Raw genomic sequence first — 23,245 nt, 5'->3', positions numbered from 1 at the left:
TTCTTCTCCCTTGCCGGAGGCTGCTGTGCGTTCCACCTCTTGCGTCACCACCGCGCTCGCCACGTTCCTGTTCGTCTCCCAGGCTCCGCAGTCCGAGTTCGCCACGAACCCGGCCCGGACCCGTGAGCTGGTCCGCGAGACCGCCGCCCGACTGGGTCCCGACGACGCGGTCAAGGAAGCCGCCTACGAGTACGGCAGGCACCCCGAGACCGCCGCCGCCCACATGCGTGCCTGCCTTCGCGCCGTCGAGTCCGCCCACTTCGAGACCGTCCCCGCCTCGCTGGCGGTGACCCGATGAAGGCCACCGACAACGTCACCGTCGAGCGGATCACCGCCCTGGTCGCGGTCGTCGCGGGCACGCTGGCCGCGTTGTTCGCCGTGCACTTCGGTGCGGGCATCGGCAACGTCATCGGCGCCGCGTTCCTCACCTACGTGGCCACGATCGTGGCCGTCGCCATCAAGGTGCCGCTACAGCTGGTCAAAGTCGTCACCGCCAGCGGCCGGGGCACGGCCATCACCGTCGTCATCGCGGCCATCGTGTTCATCGGCATCGCCAAGGCGTTCCGGGGGCTCGCGTGAGGGCCGCCAGGCAGAAGTCCCGCACGGCCACGCATCGGCCGGCCGTCCGGCGTCGTCGCTTCCGTCACGACGACTTGATCGCCGTTGATCTTTTCAGTGGCTTCGGTGGTCTCACCGAGGGAATCCGGCGTGCTGGATTCACCACGATCATGGCCGCGAACCACAACCCCTACAAGGTCGAGGTCCACGAAGCCAACCACCCCGAGGCCGAGCACTGGATCGCCGACCTGGTCAACCCGGACGCGGCTGACTACCACTCCGCGCGGGACCTTCCCCCGGCCGACCTGCTGGTCGCGGGCGTGAGCTGCGTCAACCACTCGCTCGCCAACACAGTCAGGGCGTACGAGCAGGGCTTGACCCTCTTCGAACTGGAAGACCCCGACTTCGAGGCGCGGGTCACCCGGTCCGAGCGGGACCGGGCCACCGCGAACTGCGTCCTGCACTACGCGCAGACGCACCATCCCCGGCTGATCCTCGTCGAGTGCACCACCCAGCTCACCTCATGGGGACCGGCACTGCCGAACCGCCCGAAGGTCGGGGACGGAAGCACCTACCGGTGGTGGCTCCAGCAGTTCGAGAAGCTCGGCTACAACCACAAGGTCCTGTACCTGAACAGCCAGTTTTTCGGGGTCCCGCAGTCACGTGATCGCGGGTACTGGGTTTTCGTCGACAAGTCGTTGCCGATGCCCGACCTGGAGCACCGGCCCGTGTCGCACTGCGGACGCTGCGACACGGACGTCGAGGCGGTCTGGACGTGGAAGACCGGTATCCCGCCGACCGGCACGGTGACGTACGGCAAGCAGTACGAGTACCGGTGCCCGCGCTGCTACCGCCCCGTCGTCCCCCCGATGACGCCCTCGCTGCATGCGCTCGACCTGCTCGACCTCGGTAAGCGCATCGGTGACCGGGACAGGCCGCTCAAGGAGACGACGCTGGCCCGCGCTGAGCGCTGCCGTCAGCGGTTCGCTTCCTTCCCCGCGGTGCTCATGCCGGCGAAGGGCGTACACGGCTCGGAGCGCCTCCTGGGCCAGCCTCTCGCCACACAGACGAGCCAGCAGGAGACCGCGCTCCTCGCCGCTGGCGCGGTGTTCGCGGCCCACCGCCACAACGGGGACGGGAAGAACATCGCCCTGCCGATGGACACCGTCACCGGCACGCACGAGAAGGCAGTGTTGTTGGCGCTGAACAACTACCAGGGCGGCCCGCGCGGTGCGGACGCTCCGCTGCCCACCGTAGTCGGCTCGGAGACCGTCGCTCTGGTGTCCGCCGGTGTTCTCCCCTACCGGCAGAACACCGTGCCCACGGTGCACGCCGAGGCGATGCCCACGTTCACCTCGGACCAGATCCCGGGCCTGCTTTCGGCGGCTGGCTGGTACAAGCAGAACGGCTCCTCCGCGTCCGAGACGGCCCCGCACCCGCTGACTGACCCGCTCGGCACCCTCACCGCTCACGACACAACCGCCCTGCTCATGGCCGAGTGGCAGGCCAGCCTCCGGGATCTCCCCTTGGAGGACTGCTACTTCCGCATGCTGGGGCCGCACGAGATCGGTAGGGGCTGCGGATTCGACGTCCCCTTCCGTGACCACCAGGGCACCTTCAAGGTTTGGGGCGCCGCCCGCGATCAGGTCAACGGATACGGCAACGCCGTCTCTCCGCAGGTCGGCACCTGGATCGGGGAACGACTGCGCGCCGTCCTTCACCGGGCGGAGGCAGCGTGATGACACGGCAGTCATTCGATCCGGAGATGAACGGCGGGCTCCAGCTCGACCTCTTCGGTCAGGGGGCGACCGTCGGCGCCGAGCCGCCGGCCACAGCCCCGGCCGTGGCCGGTCCCACCACCGTGGTGTGCCTCAAGGGCCGTCGCGACGACCCCGAGATCAAGGGCGTCATCTACGTCGGCCGTCCGATGTACCAGGGCGGATGGCACCTCGCCGGTCACCTGCTGGCCAACCCCTTCAAGGTGGGCAAGCACGGCACCGCCGAGGAGGTCGTCGCTAAGTACCGCGTGTGGCTGGACAAGCACCCGGACCTGGTCGCACGGGAGCTGCCCCGGCTCAAGGGCCAGCGGCTGGGCTGCTGGTGCCCCGAGGGCGAGCCGTGCCACGCGCGTGTCCTCGCCGAGCTGGCGGACGCCGCGGAGGTGACGCCGTGACGCTGCCTGAGCAGATCCAGACGTGGGCCGCCGACCAGGGCCTGACCCATCAGCAGGGCGACGCCGGCACCGCCGTGTTCAGCCCTGACCTGGTCCACCGCTACGCCCTGACCCGTACCTGGGCACCCGGCCCGCACCGCGTGTACGTCCTGCTCAACCCGTCGATGGCCACCGCCGACAAGGACGACCCCACGGTCAGGCGACTGGTCGGCTTCGCTCAGCGGGACGGCTACGGCGGGCTGGTGCTGGCCAACCTGTTCGCCATCCGGTCCACCGACCCCAGCATCCTCACCACCGGGGTGCCCGACACCGTCGGCGTCCACAACGACGCGCTGCTGCAGCTGCTCGCCGAGACCGCCCACGACCTCACCGTCGGCTGGGGAGTTTGGGGCAGGCTCCAGCGCGCCGCCACCGTCGAGAAGGCCCTCACCGCCCACGGCGCCCGGCTGTGGGCGCTGGGCACCACCAAGGCCGGGCACCCGCGCCACCCGCTCTACCTCGGGGCGAACACACCCCTGCAGCCGTACGAGCCGGGCGGGGTGGCCCGGTGAAGAAGCTGACACTCAAGGCCGAGGAAGCGCTGCTCGGGGCGATGCTGCACCGCCCCGAGGCGCTGCCCTCGATGCGCTGGATACCGGCGGGCAGCTTCTCCCGCCCGGACTACGCCGCCTTGTGGCAGACGCTGCACTCGATCGACTTCTCCAAGGTCGCCCGGAACGACGTCCCGGCCGCCATCACCGCAGCCGTGGCGGAGATCGAGGAGCCGGGCATCCGGCAGACCCTCACCCCGTCCCGCCTGTCCAACCTGGCCAACGCCAGCGTCTGCCCGAACCCCAGCACCGCCCCGCTGTACGGCGGGATGGTGCTGGAGGCCGCGATCCACCGGGCCGTCGAGCACGCCGGCGAGACGCTGCGGGACACCGCCCGCCAGGCCGAGGTCGACCAGGCACTCAAGGCGCTGGAGCAGGCAGACAAGACCGGACGACGCCTTGCCCAGCTGGACGCCGCCTGGAAGACCACGCCGGAAACCGTGCGCAACCTGCTCGACACCACGCCCGAGCAGGAGATCACCTCAGTGCCCCGCACCGAGCGGGCTCGCACCGACCTCCAGGCCGAGGGCGAGACCGTCGCCTCCCTGCTCTACGAGCCCCGGCAGCTGCGCGAGGTCACCGGGTGGCTGCAGGAGAAGGACTTCTCCCACCCGCAACTGGCCGCCGTGTACCAGGCGATGCGCACGCTCGACGAGCGGCACGCCCCCATCGACCCGCTGACCGTCGCGTGGGAGGCGCAGCGCCACCCCGGGCCCAACCCCAGCGACCAGGTCCTCGCCGAGCTGGAGCAGGCCGGGATGGGCGGCATCGCCGCCTACACCGCCGAACTGGTCCTCAACACCGCCGTCCTCGACCGGATGGACGCGGCTGGCCACGACATCCGCAACTACGGCCGCCACCCGGCCCTTGCGCCCAGCGCCCTGGTCGAGCACGCCGGGCAGGCCCTGGAGCCGGTCCAGGCCGACCACCAGCGCATCCAGCACGCCGTGCGCGAGCCGGAGCTGGCCAGCGACAAGGAGTCCGCCCCACCGGCTCCCTCCCCCACCCCCGACTTCCCCGCCCACCAGCACGAGATGGAGATGTGACCCCGTGAACGAGCCCATTCCCTTCGACCCGACCACTTACCTGATCAGCCGTGAGCAGCAGATCAGCGCTCCCTATCTGCCCAGCGTCGAGCCCTTGCCGCCGGTGAAGTCGGCCGGCCGCATCCTGTGGGAGCACTTCGGCCGTCTCGCGCCCGGACTGGTTACCACCGCGGCGACCGCGCTGGCGTGGGGCTGGCACGAGCAGCTGCCCGACGGCTCGACCCAGCCGCTGTGGATCAGCGGAGGGCTGGCCGCCCTCGCCGCCGCGGCGGGCACCGTGTCGGCCGCCAAGCAGCACGGTGAGGCGGAGACCACCCGGTTCGCGTTCGCTGCCGGCGGGACCCTCGCCCTGCTGGGCGTGGCCGCATGGACGCCGGATTCCGCGCTGCGCGCCCTGCTGTGGCTGGTCGGCACCGCCGCCGTCTACGCGGTGTGCGCCCCTCTGTGGCGCGGCGACCGCCGCCTGGAACGCGAGCAGCGTCACGAGCGCGTCATGGCAGAGACCAAGGGCCGCACCCAGGTGGCTGTCGCCATGATCGAGGGGCAGACCCGCGTCGCCGAGAAGGTATGGGAGCACCGCACCGAGGTGGCCCGGGTCGACGCCATCAGCAAGACCGTCGAGGCTCTGGTCGCCGCGAGCGAGGCCCGCGAGAGCCGCCCTATCGCTCCGGGCGACGAACTGAACGTTTCCGCCCTGCTCAAGGCCGCCGGTCACGAAGCCCCGGTTGAGCTGACCGCCGCCGAGCGCGAGCACAAGCGGTGAAGCCCACCCAGGCCGTCGGACGACTGGTCAGGGAGTGGCGCGGCCACGTCGTGGAGGTCTCCCCGAAGGGACTGTCCATCGACAGCCGCACCATCGACCCCGAGCCACTGACCGAGCGTGATGCCGTGATGCCCGCCGACGACCCGCGCACCCATCCCTCCCTCCAGTTCCTCGACAGCGGCGCCCTGGTCTACCGGGGGCACGTCCAGGCCGAGATCGGCCCCCCGCCGGAGGGCACCGCCAACCCGGGTGAGGTGACCGTGCACGGGCCCAACGGCACCGCGTGGCCTCCCGAGCCCGCACGCGAACCCGAGACCGCATCCCGGGCCGAGCGCCACCTGCGGCTCGTACGCGACGAGCCCGACGCCGGCCCCGCACCGCCGCAGGTCGACGACGACCTCGACGTTGACCTCGATTTCTAAGGCCCCCGTTCCCGGCAGAGAGGACACCACTGTGAGCAGCACGCGACGTGAACCGTGGATCCACACCTGGAACGAGGACGGGATCCAGCGGCAGGCGCAGATCCATTACACGTACGACGACTGCAGCGTCGTCTGGGCTCCCCGGTACCCCGGAGACCCCCAGCCCTGGTTCGACGGCGACCGAGCCGAGGACGACCCCTCCGCCCGCTACGAGGACGAGGACCTGGTCACCCTTGGCGAACAGTCCGACCCGCACTTCGGCGAGGTAGACGACGACCTCGACCTCGACGACGACCTCGACTTCTAAGACCCCGGCATCCATCAGAAAGGACACCCCCGTGAACCACACCCAGACCGAGGACTCCAAGAACGCCGCGCACGAGCAGGAGGTCGCCGGGTTACTCCCGGCCCTCGCCCAGCTCGACCGGACCGCGACCGAGCTGGAGCAGAAGACGGCCGCTGGCGAGGCGGTCACCGCCGCCGACGTCAGCACCTACAAGCAGCAGGCCGCGCACACCCAGCACCTGATCAATGAGGTCGGGGCCAACGCCGAGGAGGTCGTCGCCGCCGAGAAGGAGCACCGCGGGGACGGAGAGCGGGGCTTCGCCGTCCGGGCCCTCGACCACGCCTCCCACCCCCGCCACTTCGAACCGACCAGCGACGGCGAGGCCACGGGGCGCGAGCAGGACGACGAGGAGATCGATCTGTGAGCGCCGACTCCAGCATCGAGTGGACCGAGGCCACCTGGAACCCGGTCACCGGATGCGACCGAATCTCCGAGGGCTGCCTGAACTGCTACGCACAGACGCTCGCCAAACGGCTCAAGGCCATGGGATCCGCCAAGTACCAAGTGGACGGCGACCCCCGGACGTCGGGCCCGGGATTCGGGCTGACCCTGCACCCCGACGCCCTGCAGATCCCCCGCCGGTGGCGCAAGCCCCGGACCGTGTTCGTCAACAGCATGTCCGACCTGTTCCACGCGCGCGTGCCGCTCGACTACGTCCAGCAGGTCTTCCAGGTGATGGCAGACACCCCGCGCCACACCTACCAGGTGCTGACCAAGCGGGCTCGCCGTCTGGCCCGGCTCGCCGGCCGCATCGACTGGCCACCCAACGTGTGGATGGGCGTGTCCGTCGAGAACGTCGACGAGCTGCACCGCGTCGAGGACCTGCGCCAAGTCCCGGCCGCCGTACGGTTCCTCAGTTGCGAGCCCCTGCTGGGGCCGCTCGATGGCCTCTCCCTCGACGGCATTCACTGGGTGATCGCCGGAGGGGAGTCCGGCCCCGGGTTCCGCCCCATGGATCTGACCTGGGCAACGCAACTGCGCGACCTGTGCCGACGTGATCAGGTGCCGTTCTTCTTCAAGCAGGTCGGAGGCCTCACCCCGAAGGCCGGCGGACGGCTGCTGGACGGCCGGGTCTGGAACGAGTACCCCCGCGTGCTGGACACCGCCCGGTGACGCAGGAACCCAACTGGTGTGCAGTCCTCGCCGCCTGGACGCAAGGACCGGCCCCCTACTGGCTCATCTCCAACGCCCAGGAACAGCTGATCGACCTGGAGGAATGGCTCGACTACGCCCTCGCCCAGACCCAGCCCACCATCGACACCGACGAGGAGATCGACCTGTGAACGGAGAACAGCACGACAGCAACGAGCAGCCCGCCACGGACCCGTGGGTACCGGTGACCGTCTCCGCCGAGGAGAGCGAACAGCACCCGCAGATGCTCGCCGCCTACGAGCAGACCCTGACGGCCGCCGGATACGGCGAGGACCAGCGCGAGCGGTACATCCAGCAGTCGGGCCTTGACCCGGAGGAGGCCGCACTGGTGTGGGACAACGAGATCGTGCCTGCCGCCGAGGCCGCCGACGCGATCCCCGAGCACCCCGGCTACTTCGACCCGGTCGAGCGCGCCACCCTGGACGCCCGGGACGCCGCGATCGATGAGTTCTGGAAGCAGCACCCCGAGTACGACGTCTGGAGCAACTCCCCGGAGAACCAGGCCCTGTTCCGTCAGGCCATGGGGTACGGCGACGCCAAGGCCCGGGAGGTCCTCGGGGACCAAGCCGCTGAACACCTCATGAGTGCCCCCAAGGCGACCACCGCCGACCAGGACATCGAGGAAGACGACATCGACCTGTAGCCGATCCGACCAAAGCTCACCAACACCGACAGCCCCGGCGGAAACCCCGCCGGGGCTGTCGGTGTTGGTGAGTACGGTGCAATACATGCAGACCAACGGGGCGGAACAGGGACAGCGAGGGCACGTACTTTTCATCGCGGGCGACATCGCCGCACGACGCCGCACGGTGCAGGTCGAACCCAGCGCCAACCTCGCGGCCCTATCGCTCGTACCTCCGGCGGTTCTGCTCGACAGCAGCGTGCCCGCGGACACCACCTACCTCGACGGAGTTCGGGACCAGCAGGCCCTGCTCATGAAACTGCGCACGGCCGCCGCCACCCGTGGACCGCTGTTCGTCTACCTCTCCGGCCGCCTCACCGTCGACCGGCGCGCCCACCAGCTCTACCTCGCGCTCTCGCACACCACGCCGTCCACGATCCGCTACACCGCATTGCCGTGGGAGTGGCTGGGCACCGAACTGCGCCACCGCCCCGCTGGGCTGACCACCGTGCTGGTTGACCTCGCCGCAGACAAGCACGCATGGCCCCATCTGCAGGAGCCCGGCGGACTCGCCACACCTCCGTCAGCCGAGGTGTACGGGGTGATCGCCCCTCCCAGCTACGCCGGCAGCAACGGTGTGAGCACCTACACCCGCGGGTTCATCGAGCAGCTGCGCCTTCACCCCGACCGCCCGGTGAACGCCCGGGTACACGCGCTGACCGTCGGCACCGTGGCACTCCCGCCTGGCGCCCTGGTCCTCCCCCACGCCCTGGAGATCAGCGCCCCGCAGGCCGAGCCCCCGGCACCGAGGACGAACGTCCAGCGACTGCTCGCGGGTGACCCGGTCCTGCTCGACCAGATCCGTCACCGGACGCGCCAGCACCAGGAAGAGCCGGTCGAGGTGACGCCCGGTCTCGATCGCCGACCGGCCCCGCCCCAGCAGCCCACGCCCCCCTGGCGGGCCAGCCCGCCGCCAGTCATGCTGACGGTGCCCAGGCCCGCCCCGGCGCCCCACCCGGCCGTACAGCAGCAGGCCCAACCTCCCGCACCCGTAGCGCCGACAGCGCCGCCCGCGCCGGTCCCCAGGGCCGCGCCCGCCGATGTCGACCACCGCCGGCAGCCCACCGAACCCGCTGGCGCACCAGTCCGGGCACCGCATCCGAGCCCTGCACCGCCCGCACTGGCCGTGCAGCACCCGGTCGCACCGGCGCAGGCACCTGCGCCCGTACCGCAACACGACCCCCGGCCGCACATCCGCGCGCTGGCCGAACAGGGACGGTTCAACGAGGCGATGCAGCTGGCCCAGTTGTGGGAACAGCACTGCCTGCACACCTACGGGGTCAACTCCGCGCAGGCCACCCAGTGGACCGAGATCCGCGCGGATCTCGCAAAGATGCAGGGCAAGTGGGTACTGGCAACCCAGCTGTGGATCGCTGCCGGGCGTACCCGCCTCGCGCACCAGTCCCCCGACGCGCCCCAGGTGCTCGCCGCGGCGAGGAGCGCCCACTACTGCTGGACCCAGATCTCGGACCCACGCCCAGCCATCGACTGCGGCCCGGACCTGGTCGCGCTGCTGCGGTCCCTGCCTTCGCTCGACCGCCGGCACGTTTCCACCGCGCAGCAGAGGCTGGAGTTCCTGCACACTGCGCCCGGCCGGCGCTGACTGTCGGAGAGGAGACGGATGAGATGAGCAAGCTGCCGGACGCGATGCAGTTCATATACGCCGACCTGGTCATGCGCGCCGCCGGGCTCAAACCCGAGGTGCCGTACCCCGGATACAACGTCCCTTGGCCGTGCCGCTGTACGCAGTGCGGAGGGCGGGTCACCCCGCGGTTCCGGCAGATCCGGGACGGCATCGGCGGGTGCCGGTCGTGCGCGATGAGGGCCCGGCACGCACAGCGCCGAGCCCAGAACCAGCCCAACCCCGGCGGGCGGCCGTCCCGCCAGAGATCGGCCTAACGCTCTAGGCGCCCGCGGCGGAGAAGGCCCTTGCAGCCCATACGGGCGTGACACCGATCCGGTCACACAGATCGTGAGGACATAAAAAGGTGATCTTGCTCGTGAAATCAATCGAACAAAAGCCTGCTGACCTGCGTAGTGTGTAAAAAAGCGGAAGCGGCCCAGTAACGATGGGCCGCTTCCGCGCCGTGCTTAGGCAGCACGGGGTCCTAACGTTGGGTCATCAGTGGAGCGGGAAGTAGTACTCCCACGGCCACTCTAGACCGTTCTCGTGCAGGTAGTACGTCGTGATGTGCACCACCGGCTCCGCCACGAAGTACGCCACGAACGCGAGGAGCAGGGCGACCCACCACTCACGCCACAGACGCACGACCAGCGTCTTCGTCGACTCCAGGCCGGAAACGATGAAGTCTCCGGTGTCCTGGAGCAACTGCTGCGCGTTGATGCTCAGGCCCGCGATGGTGAGGCTCGTCGAATTCATCACCTCCAACCACGACGACGCCACCACCACGGGGAACTTCACGACGTGCATGAGCAGCGTGGCCACCATCAGACGGCCATCATCGGTGCGCGTGGTCCAGGCCACGTCCTTGATCCAGGTGCCCCGGTGGTGCTGGGGCAACAGCAGGGCGGCGATACGGGCGGTCCGCCCGCCCTGCCGCTCCTCGCTGACAGACAACTTGGCCTCGGAGGCCGCCGTGACGCCCGATGCGTACGCCGCGCGCGCGGCACGACGCAACATCGCGCGGAACAGGGCGCGACCCACCGCGTAGGCCAACAGCCGGCCCATGCGGTACAGGACACTGAGGATGAAGTACAGGGTGCGGATGACTCCGTACCCAATTGAGACGACGCCCAGGGACAGAAGGATCTTCTGTGCGCCCAGGTTCTCCTCGCCGAGACTGCTTGAGGCGAGGAAGAGGGACGTACCGACGACACCGCTCAGGATGGCCTCGACGGCCACCCTGCGGACGGTGGCCGGCGTTACGCCGGTGCGGCCGTCTGATCGCGTTTCCACGTTGCGTTACCTCATTACGGGTTGCTCGGAGGGACCGTCCCTCCTGAGCAGTGGGGCTACTCGGGGGTCATCCCGCGCCGCCCATGGCGCGGGACCTTGCTCCCCCTGGAGCCGAAGACTGTGCGTCTCGCGGGCGGGCATCACGTAGAGCCAGCTCGTCCCGGATCGCCTCCCAGTGCTCGGGATTGATCCGGAAGTAGGTGCGTGGCGGCCGGGCTGTACCGCTGCGGGCTTCGCCGAGATCCTCATCGCGTGAGAGCAGCCAGCCGGCTCGCTCTAGACGGCGAAGAATCGGGTACACACTGGCGGCGCCAAGGCCTGATTCCGTTGCTACGTCGTAGCCCCACGACTCTGACTTCGGGTCGCGGATGTGACGGTCGACCAGCAAGTTGAGCACCTTGGTTGTGGGCTTCGTCCGGCGCGAGATGGCCCGCGGGGTGCTGACCGCAACCGCCGACGTGGCCACAGCCACGGCAGCGAATGCGATAACACTCATCGCGATCACGGAGTCGACAAGGCGGGCTGCGAAGCCTGTCCTATCGCCGAATGGAACTGAGTTCATGAATGACCTGTCTCTGACTGGTGCGAGGGAGGACCCCTGTCCCTCCCTCGCACTCCGGCAAGTTCGGGGGCCGCAGGGCGCTTGGCCACGTCTTGCGGCCCCCGTATCCCGGGTATGGCCTCCCGGATAGCACCACTCTAACTCGGCTATTCAAAATAAGGGAGCGCGCCCACCCGCCGAGAGTCGTTGAGGCTGATAACAAGCCCTTCGGCACGGCTGCCGCACGGCAAAAGACCAGGTCAGCCAGCAACAAGAAGAAGGGGCTACGCGGCGGTGCGCTGGCGTTCGGCGTCAACCGCGCGCCGCAGGGCCTCCAGCTTGAGGGGCAGCAGCTGGCGCAGCCCGTCGTACCGCAGCCGCCCGACGCGGTACGAGGTGATCAGCCCGTTCTCCTCCAGCGGCATCCCGGGCGGGCGGATCGTCGTGTTGCCCTGGTCGTCGAGGACGCCATCGTGGTTCATCCAGAGCGACACCCACAGCTTCGAGGTGCCGTGGGCGCGCTGTACCAGGTCCCCCCGTACGTCCAGCCAGCGTTCCAGTGCGGCCCGGGTCAGCGCCGAGGTCTCGACCCACTCCCCCTCGACCGTGCCGCCGCCCTGGGGGCGCCGTTCGACGTACACCGCGGCGTTGTCCTCGCCGAGGTCGGTGGTGCGCAGCTCGACCAACTCCCCGCTGCGCGCCGCGGTGTCCAGCTCGATGGCGAGCAGGGCCGTCAGCCGGGTCTGGGCCGGGGACATGGCCTCAGCGAGGTACTGGTCGAGCTGGCGGTACAGGGCGGACAGGGTGGCCGCCTCCGGTGCGGGCTGCAGGGGGATCTCCCCGCCGCCCAGGCGCAGCGCGGGCAGGCCCAGTGCCTCGCGCAGCAGGTCGATGCACTTGCGGCGGATCTCGTTGGTCGCCTCCGACGTGGGCGGGAAGCCGCCCTCGACCCGCCGGTGCCGCAGGACCCCGGACTCCGCGAGCCGTACGTACGGGCCGAGCGCCTCTTCCTCCAGGAGCCGCCGCAGACTGCGCCGGGCCCCGACCGGCAGCGCCCCGCGGTCCAGCGCCCGCTCCAGCTCCCCGCGCACCATGCCCAGCTGACGCCGACGGGCCGCGCCGGCGCCCAGGCCGTCGAGGAGCTGGTCGAGCGCGCGGACCGAGGGAAACGTCGACGTCTGCACGCCGAGATTGTCGCGCACCGAGCCGGGCCGGACCTGGGGGACGGCCGAGTTTCTGGACTTTCTGGACCCCCTTTATGCGCGTACACATACGCGCGCGAGGAGTGACCGCGATCAGTCGAGCGGCTGAGCTCTACCCGATCGCCCCGCCCGGCGGGTAGTCGGGCACCGCGACGTCCTGGACCTCCTGCTCGATGGCCCACTCCCGGACGCGCTCCCACTTCCCCTGGATGGCAGCAGCCCGCGCAAGAGCCTCGCCCGCTGCCATCGGGCGGCTGAGGTCACCGACGTCGGCCGCTAGCCTCTTGGCTTCCGCCTCCAGCTGCAGCACGAACGCGCGCACCTCTTCCTTCGTCCGCAGGGGCGACCCGGCTCCAAGTTGTTCGGTCACCCCCAGATCAACGCGAGACGGCGCCGCTGGACACGGCTCTCCGAGGGGGCGCCGGGCCAGCGGCACACCTGCGCACGAATGCCCCGCCAGGACACCTGCCTCCCGCAGATCTAGCATGAAGACGCAGGTCACGAAGGGGAGGGCAGGAGCATGCCCGGACCCGTCATCTGGAGCGGGCACATCACGTTCGGGTTGGTCACGGTGCCCGTCAGCCTGATCAGCGCGGTCGACCGCGACGGCACGCCGCTGCATCTCGTGCACACGGCTGGCGACTGCTACGGACGTATCCGGTACCGCAAGGTGTGCGAGATTGAGGACCGCGAGGTGCCCGAGCACGACATCGGCCGCGGCTACGAGACCGCCGACGGCAGCATCGTCCCGATCTCCGACACCGACCTCGACCACCTGCCGCTGGCCACCGCGCACGCGATCGAGCTGCTGGGCACGCTGCCCGCCGAGGCGATCGACCCGCGCCAGATCGGCGCCGCCTCCTACTACCTGGCCGCGTCCGCCGCCCCGGCCGCCGTACGGCCGTACGTCCTGCTCGTCGAGGCGCTCGCCCGCCGCTCCCAGGTCGTCGTCGTCAAGTTCGCCGTGCGCGGCGACCGCGAACGGCTTGGCATGCTCCGGGCCCGGCAGGGCGCCCTGGTCCTCAATGCACTCCGGTGGAGCGACGAGATCCGTTCCCCGGCCGGCGTCGCCCCCTCCCCCGGCAAGGTTGACGAGGAGGAGCTGGCCGTCGCCCTCGACCTCATCGAGGCGCGCAGCGTCGACACCCTCGCCGAGATCCCCGACCTGACCGACCACTACGGGCAGGCCCTCGACGCCGTCGTCGAGGCCAAGCTGCACGCCCGCGACCTCGCCCGCCCTGCGCAGTCCATCCGCGGGCCCCACCCAGTCGACCTGATGGACATGCTCCAGCAGTCCGTGCGCGACGCCCACGCAGACCGCAGTAGCACACAGGGCCCCGCAGCGCAGTGATCACGGAATGCCCGGCTACACCTCCCGTGTCAGCCATGCACTAGATGTGTACGATGCAGAGGACTCACCGAGACTCACCGAGCCTCACCGAGACTCACCCCGTCCCGGACGCCGAGAAGGGCCCGATGCCGGCGGCAACCGACATCAGACCCCCTCGACGAATACCGCAGTCACCGAGCCCGGCCGTCTAGATACCGGCCGGGCTCACTGCTGAGCACAGACCATACGGCGGGCTTTCCGGTTCTCTGGTCAAGACCAGAGGGACCGCAGTACATCGATGGTTGCGACGATCACGGGCGCCCAGTCGACAAGGGCCTGACGCCAGGTCAGGGTGCGCTTGTAGCAGGCGCAGTGCTCGTGCTGATCCATCGATGCCTCCTCTCACTCAGCCCCAAGTGGCCCGTGAGGCAGGGCCTTCGCCCGGGAGGGCGAAGCACGTGAGGGGCTCCGTGTGAGGAAGCAGCCCCAAGCATACGAGTCCATCGGGGCTGTAGAGACCCGGAGGACCACAACTTCTGGGCTGCTGTAGTAATCCAAGCACTACATGTAGGGATTGGTGCCTACTTACATGCCACGTGTATGTGCTGCGCAGGTCAGCGGCCTGCGACCGTCAATCCCATCCGGTGCGGCGGCTGTTCCCGGCGGCGATGACCTGCGCTGCGGAAGGTGCACGAAAAGGCCCATATCCCATGAGGAAGTGACGGTATTTCCCATCGGACGGCCCACCGACCGAGGAGGTTTTCACTCGAATGCGCGTTTGGTGAGAGCGTCCTTCGGAAGCAACGACTGTTGCAACCCGGTGGCCAAGGCGTCGGCAACGTCCGCACCGACGCTGTAGCCGAGTCGCCGGCCGTGTGCCACCGCCCTGGGGGCGCTGCAGAGCCGCCGAGGACCCCGAACAAGATTTTCTCGGTGCCGTGTAAAGGATCCGGCGGCCGTATGTCTCTCAGCATGCGTACGGCCGCCGCTGCTTCATCGGTGAGGCGCTGGGCCGCAGACTGGAGGAGGTCCGGTGGAGTCGACGGGTGTTGGCGTTGTGGTGTTCCTGGTGCTGCTCTTCGCGCCGGCGCTGAGCAGCGTGCTGAGGAGCATCGCGTTCCGCAACCGCGCGGCGGGGAAAGCCGTAATCATTCGGGCGAAGGGGACGTCGGACGGGCGGGCGCGCAAGGGGCGCCGGCCGGGGAAGCGGGGGCGGCGTGGCTGATCGGGACAGGCCGCGGTCGCGGCACGCCGAGGCGGTGGCGGAGCTGGTCGAGGACCGGTACGACCGGATGGTCCGCTACGCGGCCAGCCGGTTGCGCACCCGCAACGTACCGAGGTCGTCGGCGGACCCCGAGGACGTCGTGCAGAACGCCCTCAAGTCCGTGCTGGCCGTCGCCGAACCGATCGACCACGTGCGCGCCTACGTCTACACGTGCATGAACAACGAGATCAGGCGGGCGGCAGGCCGTTACGCCGAGGGCAGGGGCTATGCCTCGCTCGACGCGGACGTGCGGCTGGAGGACGAACCGACGGTCGAGCCCATCGCCGAGGCCACGCAGCGGCACGTCGTCGATGAAGCTCTGCGGGACCTGCCGCTGCAGCAGCGCCGGGTGATGCTGCTCACCCGGGAACTGGGGATGACTCAAGCGGAAGCGGCCCAGGTGCTGGGGTCCGCGCCGGGCACGGTGGGCGCCCACGCACACCGCGCGATCCGCGCACTGCGCGTGACGCTCGTCGGGCTGATCACCGCCCTGGTCGCGTGGATCTCCTGGTGCAGGGCGGTCGGCCTGCGGGAGGTCGTCCCAGCTGCAGGCATAGATTTGCCCGCCAGCGCGGTGACACTCGTCGGCATGGTCGGTGTCCTGCTCACCGTGTTGGTGGCGTTGGTGACGTGGACCACGGGAGACAACAGCTCGCGATGGACAATGGTGATGAAAGCCCTGATCGGGCCCGTTAAAGTCCTGTACAAGCGGCCCGGGGGGGCCGCACGAGCGGTCCGTGACCGCCGAGCCGGCGCGACGTACAGCCCCCCAGTCGGCCGCAGTGACGACGGCCATGACTGGGACTAGTGCTCCGCACCGTCGGTGAGGTGGGCGCCTCTCGGTCGGGACGGGGAGTGCGCAGTGTGGTTGCACACTCCCCCGAGGGGTGCGGGTGTTCGCAGACACCCGTCGGTCATGAGTCCCGGATAACCTCACATATGCGGGATGCAGACGGCACAAAGAGCGGTACGAACAAAGGGGCGTGACGGACCATCATGGACCAGACCGAGACGAGCACGGACGTTCGACGCGTCGTGACGCCCACCGCGGTGCTGCCGGCGTCGGCCGGTCCGGTCGCCGGGACCGCCGAGACGTTCAGCCCCGACGTGCTCGCCAAGCTCCAGGAGCTGGAGGAGCGGTCCGTCCAGCACGAGAAGAACCTCCGGCCCACGAACACCACCGACTCCTACGCCGCCGACTGGAAGCAGTGGGAGCAGTTCTGCGCGCTGCTCGAACTCCCCGTCACCGCCATCACTCCCGGGTCCCTGACCGCGTTCGTCGAGTGGCTGTGGCACCAGCCCGGTTGGAAGAAGGGCACCTACACCGCGCCCTCGACCATTGACCGCCGCCTGTCCGGCGTGGTCGTCACCGGCCGCACCGACCACCGCCTGGTCCTCGACAAGACCGTGGCCGCCCGCGCCCGCCGGGTGCTCAAGGCCAAGGTGAAGGAGATGGAGAAGACCAAGGAGACCCGGGGCCGGGGACCTGCGCCCGCGCTGCTCGCCGAGCACCTGCGCGCCACCGTCATCGCCGCGCCCGACAACCGCCTCGGCATCCGCGACCGCTCCATCGGGCTGACCTGCTTCGCCATCGCCGGGCGCGAGCACGAGGTCGCCTACCTGCGGGTGCGCGACTTCACCGAGACCGAGCACGGCATGGAGGTCGACGTGCGGGTGTCGAAGATCAAGCCCCGGAAGGTGAAGGTGCCGTTCGGCTCCCGGCCGAGCAGCTGCCCGGTGCGCGCATGGCGGGCCTGGAAGGAAGAGGCCAACCTGACCGACCCCGACGACTTCGCCTACAAGCCGCTGCACAACCGCTGGCACACCGTCATGGACGGCGGCCTCGACCCGGAGACCATCGGCGACGTCATCACCCGGCTGGGCACGTGGGCCGAGCTGAGCTTCCGGCCCACCGGGCACTCCCCGCGCCGCGGACTTGCCACCAGCTCCAAGCGCGCCGGCAACGACCGCAAGGTCATCGCCAAGCAGGGCGGATGGGTCGAGAACTCCGCAGCCATGGAGGGCTACTTCGAGGAAGGCGAGGGCTGGGAAGAGAACGCCCTGATCAAGGTGCTGTAGGACGCGGAGACGCCGCAGGTTCCCAGCTGTGCACGCCCCTCGACGGTACGGTGATGACCAGTCAGCCGAACCGCGGGAGGGGCTACGTGAAGACCAAGTTCTGGATACTGGTCGCCATCATCGTGATCGGTGTCCTGATCGGGATGAACAACCCCCAGCCGGGGCCCTGATCACTTCCCCGAGTTGGTCCCGCGGTTGTCCTGAGTCGGGACTCCTCCCGACGCGGAGCTGGAGGACGGCCGGTTGGAGTGCGCCGCGATACCGCCGCTCGTGTGAGCCACCGATGCCGAGGCCGAGGTGCTCGCCGGGGCCCGGGACGCACTGTCCCGGCCGGCGTGCGTGTTGATGCCCTGCGTGATCCCGCTGACCGGGCGCGTCACGATCGCAGCCGCTTGCCGACTCGCCGGGTCGTAGCTGTCGCGCCGGGCCGCGATGATGTCGTCCCCCATGCCCGGTACGAACCTGAAGAGCATTGCGCTGGCGAAGATCGCGATAAAAATGATGGCGAGGCCGGAGACGATCGCGGCGGTCGTGTCCGTGGGACCGTCACCCGAGGACAGCGCCGATGCGAGCCGCAGCACGATCACGATGATGGGCTTCACTAGGATCACCGCGACCATGATGCCGACGTACCGCTTGACCTTGCCCCACAGTTCCTTGTCCACGAGGCCCGAGTAGACGACCAGGCCCAGGACTCCGCCGACATAGAGCAGAGCGGACCGGACCACCATCTCGATCCACACGACGCCGGCCGCGAAGATGGACACCACGGACAGGACGATCCGCGCGATGGGCCCGCCGTCACCGGCCGAATCCTCGCTCTTCAGTGCCGCCGTGAAGGCACCGAAGAAGTTGCTGGATCCCTCACCGGCCAGGGCCTGCGTGATGCCGTCGACCGCGGAGACGACCGTGTAGAGGATCAGGGGGGTGAACGCGCTCACCAGGACTGTCACCCACAGCAGGCCGATCGCCTCGCCAAACGCGGTAGGCAGCGGCACCCCCCTGATGGCTCGTTTGATCACCGCCCACAGCCACAACAGCAGTACGAGGAACGTCGAGGCGGCGAACACCAGGGAGTACGTCTTAAGGAACTCCTGATTGGTGAAGTCAACCTCTGCTGTGACCGCCACCGCGTTGCTCAACTGCGTGACCGTCCACGCTGCAGCTTTCGCGAAGCCGTCCGCCAACGAGGACAGCGGGTCCAGGCTGGACGTCGGGTCCGTCAAGGAGGAGACGCCCGAGTCACCGTTGCTCTCGCAGTAGTCCCGGGCTGGCTTGGCGAGCAGCGAACAGTCCTGGTCGCTCTGCTTCGCGGCACGGTCCTCTTCGCACAGTTTCTTTGCCGCCCCGTTCACCAGCGCGCACTTGTCATCTGACGCTGTCGGCGAAGGTGTCGGTGTCGGTGTCGGTGTCGGCTCCGCGTACGCCGTCGGCGACGCGACGAGCATCGCGACCAGCAGGCCGACGAGAGCGGATATCACGAGACGGGCCGCAGTACGTACGCGCGCGGACACATCAACCCCCAGGCAGATCAGGAGGATTCAGCTTCCCATGTCGCAGCCGTGTGCGACACCGGCCCGCCCTGGTCACACCATCCCCAGATACGGTCAGTCGCAACACGATCACGACGACTCGGGAGCACGGAATGACCACAAGCGGTCAGCAGCGGCAGGTCGTATGGACCCGCCTCAGCAGCAACGGCCAAGGGCCGGACCGTCGAGGCCACCGCCGACTCGTCATGGCCGTGGCTGTCGTTGTCCTGCTGATCGCCGCGATAGCCCTGGCCAACCGAGGATGGAGCAGCCAGTCAGCCACCGCCGCCGACCCGCTCGCCCCCGAAATACCCCGCTCCCGTGAGGGAGCACAGACCGCAGCCGCGAGGATGGCCGGCCTGTTGGGCAGTGAGCGGATGTTCTCCGAGCAGTACCGGCACGCCCTGCTGCAGGTGATCGCCGAGCCGGAGAAGCGTTCCAAGACAATCCAGGACTATGACGCTCAGTACACCGCCCTCACCAAGCGCATCGGCCTCGACTCCGAGGGCAGCCCGCCGGCCGGTACTACGTTCGTCTCGCGCACCAGCCCCGTGGGCACGACCGTGCAGACCTACTCCGGCACCCAGGCCGACGTGGACGTGTGGTGCAGCACCCTGTTCGGCCTCACCGGCGCTGCCGCCGGCGACAAGGCCATCCCGCTAAAGACCGCGTGGGTCACCATGACCTTGAACCTGAGCTGGACCGAGGACGGATGGAAACTGGTCGGCTTCGACCAGAAGACCGGCCCTACCCCCAAGGATGCCGACCCGGACTTCGGCGAGGCCCCGCTCTACCCCTGATCCAAGAGCGGCCCGAGAGCGATGGCCGCCCCGCACTCCGTGCACGCGAGCGCGCCGGCCGTGGACCGCAGCACCTCCAGTGCATCGAATACGTCCACTTCATCGTCGCCCGCGGGGGCGTTCTCGCAGTCCCAAATGTGCACGATGGCGGTACCCGGACTACCGGCCCGGGGCCGGATCCTCTCAATCTTCCAGCCCCATCGGCCGGGATCAGGGCCCTGTTCCTCCCGGGTCAGCGGGTAGGTGGGGACGCCGTCGTACGACACCCCGTCCGGTTGCGCGACGTGGTCCGGGGCGAGCCACACCCGGTACTCGCGCGCCTCGACCTTCTCGGTCTCGGAGTCCGTGGCCCACATGGGCAGTCCCACCAGGTACATCCAGCCGCCCAGCGGCCAGCAGCGCCGTTCGTGAAGAACTCCCTGCAGGCTCTGACCGTCCGGCAGCGTCACCCGAATCGGGGGCGGGGGCGGGGGCGCGGCGCCGGCGGAGGACATGGCGTCACCGTACGCCGAGGCCCCGGGCTGAGATGATGAAGGTCCAGCACCGACTTCGAGGAACAGCCCATGGGGACGACCAGGCATCTCGCCCGGCTGCAGTTCGAGGCGGATGGCCCGGCCGTCGAGGGTGAGTGGACCGCCCCGGCAACCGCCCAAGAGCGGTACACAGAGTGGGTCGGGCTGTACGGCACCGACCCGGCCGTGGTGATCCGCCTCATCGAGGAGAGCGACGGCCGCGAGACCGTGCGCAAGACCTGGACCGCGCAGGGCGAGGTCGAGGGCGGGACCTGACCTCCGGGCGGCCGTGCCCGGTGCGGGAGCATGTGCCCATGCCCAACACGCTGTGGACTCTTCTGGTGGCCGCCGTCACCGCCGTGGTGACCACCCTCGTGGTCGGTCTGTTCGTCACCCCGCGCATGGAGGCCCGCAAGAAACGGTTGGGCGAGGTCCACACCGCCCGCGACACCTTCGGGGCGAACATGCTACGGATCATCTCGGCGTGCTCCCTGCTGCAGAGGTTCGAGCTACCGGCGGCCGACGATCCCGGCTGGACGCCCGTCATGCGCGAACGGCTGACGGGCGAGCGGAAGCGCTGGCTGCAGCAGCTCGACGAGGCCACCGTGTGGCTGCTCGACAATGCCGCGACGTACGCCGGCAGCTGGCCGAACGCGCGCATCATCCGGTTCGCCATCGACTACGCCGGTCACGCGCGTGCGGTCGTGCTGTCCGAACGGGAGGAGGCCACCAAGGCGGAACTTCTGCTCGCGCTGACCGCGCCGGTCCAGCGGCAGTTCTTCGGGTGGCCCTGGTCGCGAGCCCGGCACGTCCTCGCCGATCACCGCGCTTTCGCCGAGACCGTCGCCCGCATCAGCGGCGAGCCCAGCACTCCGTAAGCCAGGGTATGGCGGTGCCCCGGACGGAGAACCGTCCGGGGCACCGCCATACGCCGGACCAACCGGTCCCGCCCACCCGTGCGATGAAGCTCAGCGAAGCTGTGGAGGCTTCCGGGGCGGGGGAACAGCGGGAAGGATCTCCCACAGCGGTCGCCCGCCCCGAGCCCACTGCTCCAGCACCCACCGGTCGACCAGGTGCAGGCGCTGGTGCCGGGCGAAGTCGCGGGCAGGCGCGGAGATCCTCCCGTTGGTCACCATCACGACGACGTCGCCGCCGTGCACCGGCCGGCCGGTGCCGTTGAGAGTCTGCAGCTCCGGAGTCCCGACAGCCGAGCCGTCCAGGCCTTTCCTGCGGTGCTTGCACTGGATCACCCAGAGCCGACCGAGCGGATCGTGCCCCTTCACGTCGGCGCCGAGGTCGCCCCGGCCGCCGCAGCGCAGCGCGTCGCGGGAGCCGTCCCGGGCCAGCAGGTCGCGGACGGCGTTCTCGAAGGTGCTGTGGTGCATGGCGTCCAGCTGGCCGAGCGAGTAGGTCAGGCCCTCAACCCGCAGCTGTGCGGTCCGTATCTGGTCAACCTGCCGGTAAATCCAGCCCGCGAGGACGAGAAGTGCCAGCAGGCCGAGTACGACCAGGACCCACCAGTGCGCCCACACCCACTCTGCGACCTTGACCAGCACGAATCCGACGACTACGACCCCGCCCAGCGCGATGAGCAGATCTTCATCGCTCTTGCGGCGCCGCCGCCGCGGGCTCACCGGAAGACCCCTGCCACCAGGGCGGGCAGCGTCCCGCGCCCCTTCCGGTCGGTGTGATCGGAATCTTCGTATCCCCTGTTCCCGGGCACATTTCCCCCTCATCTGCCGTTCTCCGCCGCTTTCATGACAGCACCCGGCACTGACAGTTGGCCCGCTGTCGGGATCACCCGTCTGAAATTCGCTGGCTGCCGCCCAACGGCCGCGCACAGTCGATGAGTTGACGGCCCTGGACTGTCAGTGCCGGTCGCTACCGTCGAATGTTGCGCCGAGGAACACCCGGCCCCGCCTGGGGGCAGTGCCCCCTCTCACCGCCGAGGACCGCCCGTGACCTACGTACGCCCCCACTACCGCCGCGACGGCACCTACGTCAAAGGCCACAACCGCCGCACCCGGCCGCGCACCGCACAGCCCCGTACGGCACCCCGACGCACCACCTCCCGGCCACGCCCGACCCCCACCGGACCGACGACCTACGTACGCCCCCACTACCGCCGCGACGGCACCCGCGTCCGCGGGCACCACCGCTCCATCAACCCGCGCACTGTCGCCGTGGTCGCCAGCACTGGGGGCGGAGGTCTGATCCTGCTCCTCTTGCTGCTGGCTCTGGCCGGCGGACCGGGAACTAGTAAGGCCCCAGTTGGCACCACACCGTCGCAGTCGGCATCAGTCCCAGTCACTCACCACCGGTAGGACTCGCACCACATGAGGGGCCCGTCAGATGTAACGGGCCCCCGCACAGCAAGCACGAAGGAGGGCCCCGGAGAACAGGGGCCCTTTGCCGTGCGGAGCCGTTCTGTCCGGGAGCCCCTGCGCCTCTGTCTCCCACTTCTCCTCAAGCCGCGACTGTTCGTCCCAACTCCCTTCCACAGGGGCGATCCGGACACTCGGTGACGGGTTCCGGCCGAGCACTGTAAAGCCGCTTGTCATGTAAAGCCGTTTTACAGCACCGTCGTTGTGTGAGTACGAGACGAGACGACGTGATGGCCGCACTGCGCGACTGGTCGAAGCCCGGACGCCGGGCCGATCTGCTCGCCGCTGCGTGGCAGGCGGGCGAGACCAACGTCTCCGCTCTTGCCGAGGCCGCGCGGATCAGCCGGCCGACCGTGTACGCGGATCTGCGATCGAGGGGCATCGACCCCGACCACCGACCGAAGGGCAACAGCGTGATCACCATTTCCCCGCTCGACATCGAGGGCTTCACCGGCGTGGGCGAACGCCTGGACACCGAGTTCGATGCCGCGCTGCGACGCTGGGCGGCCGAACACCCCACCGCCACCCGCGAGGAGGGCCAGACCGAGGGCAGGAGGCTGGCAGCCCTGATGGACACGACCTTCCGCTACGCCGACGTCCGTGACCTCCTTGCCCACGAGCAAGTGGCCCGCGCCGAGCGCGACCGCCTGCTGCACCAGGTCGAGCTGCGCTGGGAGGCGCTGAGTACCGCCGCCGCGTGGCTGGCTGCCCACCACGCCTACGTCCTCGCGGTCGACGAGGCGCGCATCGCCATCGACATGTGGCGCGAGCGTGCCGAGGCCGCCCTGAAGCGGCCGTTCTTCTGCGCGTCGGGCCGCGAGGACGCGGCGTACCGCCAGATCCAGGAGGCCGGGCACCCCGCCCTGGAGCAGGCGCTGGCCGACCTCGACCGCACGCCGGCACAGACCGCCGAGCAGCTGCGCGCCAACCTCGACCAGGCCCACGAGCGCCG

Annotated in this window: 28 protein-coding genes; 22 read left to right on the top strand and 6 right to left on the bottom strand. The window is 69.5% G+C overall.

Annotated elements, in window-relative coordinates; translation table 11 throughout:
* Positions 1–25 precede the first annotated feature (25 nt).
* The 15 genes from ABZ098_RS43080 (at position 26) to ABZ098_RS43010 (ending at position 9,631) form a co-directional block, all read left to right on the top strand.
* Positions 26–298 (top strand): hypothetical protein, encoded by a 273-nt coding sequence (locus tag ABZ098_RS43080; RefSeq protein ID WP_356600208.1) that lies wholly within the window; start codon positions 26–28, stop codon positions 296–298.
* The gene (locus ABZ098_RS43075) at positions 295–579 is read left to right on the top strand and encodes a hypothetical protein (RefSeq protein WP_356600206.1); all 285 of its coding nucleotides are present in this window, start codon (positions 295–297) and stop codon (positions 577–579) included. The genes ABZ098_RS43080 and ABZ098_RS43075 overlap by 4 nt, the downstream gene beginning before the upstream one ends.
* On the top strand, positions 576–2,297 hold the full coding sequence (locus ABZ098_RS43070) for a DNA cytosine methyltransferase (protein ID WP_356600204.1): 1,722 nt from the start codon (positions 576–578) through the stop codon (positions 2,295–2,297). Before ABZ098_RS43075 ends, ABZ098_RS43070 begins: the two co-directional genes overlap by 4 nt.
* The gene (locus tag ABZ098_RS43065) at positions 2,297–2,731 is read left to right on the top strand and encodes a DUF4326 domain-containing protein (protein WP_356600202.1); all 435 of its coding nucleotides are present in this window, start codon (positions 2,297–2,299) and stop codon (positions 2,729–2,731) included. Before ABZ098_RS43070 ends, ABZ098_RS43065 begins: the two co-directional genes overlap by 1 nt.
* Positions 2,728–3,282 (top strand): DUF1643 domain-containing protein, encoded by a 555-nt coding sequence (locus tag ABZ098_RS43060; protein ID WP_356600200.1) that lies wholly within the window; start codon positions 2,728–2,730, stop codon positions 3,280–3,282. The genes ABZ098_RS43065 and ABZ098_RS43060 overlap by 4 nt, the downstream gene beginning before the upstream one ends.
* Positions 3,279–4,367 (top strand): DnaB-like helicase N-terminal domain-containing protein, encoded by a 1,089-nt coding sequence (locus tag ABZ098_RS43055; RefSeq protein ID WP_356600198.1) that lies wholly within the window; start codon positions 3,279–3,281, stop codon positions 4,365–4,367. Before ABZ098_RS43060 ends, ABZ098_RS43055 begins: the two co-directional genes overlap by 4 nt.
* Before the next feature lie 4 nt (positions 4,368–4,371).
* On the top strand, positions 4,372–5,130 hold the full coding sequence (locus ABZ098_RS43050; protein WP_356600196.1) for a hypothetical protein: 759 nt from the start codon (positions 4,372–4,374) through the stop codon (positions 5,128–5,130).
* Positions 5,127–5,552: a hypothetical protein gene (locus ABZ098_RS43045; RefSeq protein ID WP_356600194.1), complete on the top strand. Its 426-nt coding sequence runs from the start codon at positions 5,127–5,129 to the stop codon at positions 5,550–5,552. Before ABZ098_RS43050 ends, ABZ098_RS43045 begins: the two co-directional genes overlap by 4 nt.
* A 31-nt stretch (positions 5,553–5,583) precedes the next feature.
* On the top strand, positions 5,584–5,859 hold the full coding sequence (locus ABZ098_RS43040; RefSeq protein ID WP_356600192.1) for a hypothetical protein: 276 nt from the start codon (positions 5,584–5,586) through the stop codon (positions 5,857–5,859).
* A gap of 31 nt (positions 5,860–5,890) precedes the next feature.
* Entirely contained in the window at positions 5,891–6,262 is a 372-nt protein-coding gene (locus ABZ098_RS43035) for a hypothetical protein (protein ID WP_356600190.1), read from the top strand.
* On the top strand, positions 6,259–7,011 hold the full coding sequence (locus ABZ098_RS43030; protein ID WP_356600188.1) for a phage Gp37/Gp68 family protein: 753 nt from the start codon (positions 6,259–6,261) through the stop codon (positions 7,009–7,011). Before ABZ098_RS43035 ends, ABZ098_RS43030 begins: the two co-directional genes overlap by 4 nt.
* The gene (locus ABZ098_RS43025; protein WP_356600186.1) at positions 7,008–7,181 is read left to right on the top strand and encodes a hypothetical protein; all 174 of its coding nucleotides are present in this window, start codon (positions 7,008–7,010) and stop codon (positions 7,179–7,181) included. The genes ABZ098_RS43030 and ABZ098_RS43025 overlap by 4 nt, the downstream gene beginning before the upstream one ends.
* A complete protein-coding gene (locus ABZ098_RS43020; RefSeq protein ID WP_356600184.1) occupies positions 7,178–7,693 on the top strand; it encodes a hypothetical protein in 516 nt (171 codons plus the stop codon). The genes ABZ098_RS43025 and ABZ098_RS43020 overlap by 4 nt, the downstream gene beginning before the upstream one ends.
* Positions 7,694–7,778: 85 nt before the next feature.
* Positions 7,779–9,335, top strand: coding sequence for a hypothetical protein (locus ABZ098_RS43015; protein WP_356600182.1), 1,557 nt, complete (start codon positions 7,779–7,781; stop codon positions 9,333–9,335).
* A gap of 23 nt (positions 9,336–9,358) precedes the next feature.
* Positions 9,359–9,631, top strand: coding sequence for a hypothetical protein (locus ABZ098_RS43010; protein WP_356600180.1), 273 nt, complete (start codon positions 9,359–9,361; stop codon positions 9,629–9,631).
* Positions 9,632–9,854: 223 nt separating this feature from the next.
* On the opposite strand, the gene ABZ098_RS43005 is transcribed toward ABZ098_RS43010, so the two are convergent.
* The 3 genes from ABZ098_RS43005 to ABZ098_RS42995 form a co-directional block, all read right to left on the bottom strand.
* On the bottom strand, positions 9,855–10,649 hold the full coding sequence (locus ABZ098_RS43005; protein ID WP_356600178.1) for a hypothetical protein: 795 nt from the start codon (positions 10,647–10,649) through the stop codon (positions 9,855–9,857).
* 825 nt (positions 10,650–11,474) lie between these two features.
* Entirely contained in the window at positions 11,475–12,374 is a 900-nt protein-coding gene (locus tag ABZ098_RS43000) for a hypothetical protein (protein ID WP_356600176.1), read from the bottom strand.
* A gap of 130 nt (positions 12,375–12,504) precedes the next feature.
* Positions 12,505–12,762 (bottom strand): hypothetical protein, encoded by a 258-nt coding sequence (locus ABZ098_RS42995; protein WP_356600174.1) that lies wholly within the window; start codon positions 12,760–12,762, stop codon positions 12,505–12,507.
* Positions 12,763–12,912: 150 nt separating this feature from the next.
* Here ABZ098_RS42995 and ABZ098_RS42990 point away from each other — a divergent pair, with 150 nt between their 5' ends.
* From ABZ098_RS42990 to ABZ098_RS42980, 3 genes are all read left to right on the top strand, one after another.
* The gene (locus ABZ098_RS42990; RefSeq protein WP_356600172.1) at positions 12,913–13,743 is read left to right on the top strand and encodes a Ku protein; all 831 of its coding nucleotides are present in this window, start codon (positions 12,913–12,915) and stop codon (positions 13,741–13,743) included.
* A gap of 1,196 nt (positions 13,744–14,939) precedes the next feature.
* Positions 14,940–15,794 carry a sigma-70 family RNA polymerase sigma factor gene (locus tag ABZ098_RS42985; protein WP_356600170.1) on the top strand — a complete coding sequence of 285 codons (855 nt, stop codon included), beginning with the start codon at positions 14,940–14,942 and terminating at the stop codon, positions 15,792–15,794.
* A gap of 188 nt (positions 15,795–15,982) precedes the next feature.
* Positions 15,983–17,065 carry an integrase gene (locus tag ABZ098_RS42980; RefSeq protein ID WP_356600168.1) on the top strand — a complete coding sequence of 361 codons (1,083 nt, stop codon included), beginning with the start codon at positions 15,983–15,985 and terminating at the stop codon, positions 17,063–17,065.
* 170 nt (positions 17,066–17,235) lie between these two features.
* On the opposite strand, the gene ABZ098_RS42975 is transcribed toward ABZ098_RS42980, so the two are convergent.
* Positions 17,236–18,420, bottom strand: a complete 1,185-nt coding sequence (locus ABZ098_RS42975) for a hypothetical protein (RefSeq protein WP_356600166.1) — start codon at positions 18,418–18,420, stop codon at positions 17,236–17,238.
* A gap of 290 nt (positions 18,421–18,710) precedes the next feature.
* On the opposite strand from ABZ098_RS42975, the gene ABZ098_RS42970 reads away from it, so the two are divergent.
* Positions 18,711–19,397 (top strand): hypothetical protein, encoded by a 687-nt coding sequence (locus ABZ098_RS42970; RefSeq protein WP_356600164.1) that lies wholly within the window; start codon positions 18,711–18,713, stop codon positions 19,395–19,397.
* On the opposite strand, the gene ABZ098_RS42965 is transcribed toward ABZ098_RS42970, so the two are convergent.
* Positions 19,388–19,891, bottom strand: coding sequence for a DUF6233 domain-containing protein (locus ABZ098_RS42965; RefSeq protein WP_356600162.1), 504 nt, complete (start codon positions 19,889–19,891; stop codon positions 19,388–19,390). The two genes, ABZ098_RS42970 and ABZ098_RS42965, sit on opposite strands and share 10 nt — an antisense overlap.
* 69 nt (positions 19,892–19,960) lie before the next feature.
* Here ABZ098_RS42965 and ABZ098_RS42960 point away from each other — a divergent pair, with 69 nt between their 5' ends.
* Positions 19,961–20,185: a hypothetical protein gene (locus ABZ098_RS42960; protein WP_356600160.1), complete on the top strand. Its 225-nt coding sequence runs from the start codon at positions 19,961–19,963 to the stop codon at positions 20,183–20,185.
* Positions 20,186–20,223: 38 nt separating this feature from the next.
* Positions 20,224–20,787 carry a hypothetical protein gene (locus ABZ098_RS42955; protein WP_356600158.1) on the top strand — a complete coding sequence of 188 codons (564 nt, stop codon included), beginning with the start codon at positions 20,224–20,226 and terminating at the stop codon, positions 20,785–20,787.
* A gap of 90 nt (positions 20,788–20,877) precedes the next feature.
* On the opposite strand, the gene ABZ098_RS42950 is transcribed toward ABZ098_RS42955, so the two are convergent.
* The gene (locus tag ABZ098_RS42950) at positions 20,878–21,543 is read right to left on the bottom strand and encodes a restriction endonuclease (RefSeq protein ID WP_356600156.1); all 666 of its coding nucleotides are present in this window, start codon (positions 21,541–21,543) and stop codon (positions 20,878–20,880) included.
* 956 nt (positions 21,544–22,499) lie between these two features.
* On the opposite strand from ABZ098_RS42950, the gene ABZ098_RS42945 reads away from it, so the two are divergent.
* The coding region (locus tag ABZ098_RS42945) for a hypothetical protein (RefSeq protein ID WP_356600154.1) at positions 22,500–23,245 on the top strand (746 nt) is incomplete at its 3' end.

Source organism: Streptomyces sp. NPDC006335 (assembly GCF_040612795.1).
Taxonomy (GTDB): Bacteria; Actinomycetota; Actinomycetes; order Streptomycetales; family Streptomycetaceae; genus Streptomyces.
This window is presented reverse-complemented; position numbering and strand designations above follow the sequence as displayed.

Coding starts and splice junctions, on each gene's coding strand:
- ABZ098_RS42965 (WP_356600162.1), bottom strand. CDS start 19,891: ATGTCCTCCGCCGGCGCCGCGCCCCCGCCCCCGCCCCCGATTCGGGTG.
- ABZ098_RS43015 (WP_356600182.1), top strand. CDS start 7,779: ATGCAGACCAACGGGGCGGAACAGGGACAGCGAGGGCACGTACTTTTC.
- ABZ098_RS42980 (WP_356600168.1), top strand. CDS start 15,983: ATGGACCAGACCGAGACGAGCACGGACGTTCGACGCGTCGTGACGCCC.
- ABZ098_RS43075 (WP_356600206.1), top strand. CDS start 295: ATGAAGGCCACCGACAACGTCACCGTCGAGCGGATCACCGCCCTGGTC.
- ABZ098_RS42955 (WP_356600158.1), top strand. CDS start 20,224: ATGCCCAACACGCTGTGGACTCTTCTGGTGGCCGCCGTCACCGCCGTG.
- ABZ098_RS43065 (WP_356600202.1), top strand. CDS start 2,297: ATGACACGGCAGTCATTCGATCCGGAGATGAACGGCGGGCTCCAGCTC.
- ABZ098_RS42960 (WP_356600160.1), top strand. CDS start 19,961: ATGGGGACGACCAGGCATCTCGCCCGGCTGCAGTTCGAGGCGGATGGC.
- ABZ098_RS42990 (WP_356600172.1), top strand. CDS start 12,913: ATGCCCGGACCCGTCATCTGGAGCGGGCACATCACGTTCGGGTTGGTC.
- ABZ098_RS42970 (WP_356600164.1), top strand. CDS start 18,711: ATGACCACAAGCGGTCAGCAGCGGCAGGTCGTATGGACCCGCCTCAGC.
- ABZ098_RS43010 (WP_356600180.1), top strand. CDS start 9,359: ATGAGCAAGCTGCCGGACGCGATGCAGTTCATATACGCCGACCTGGTC.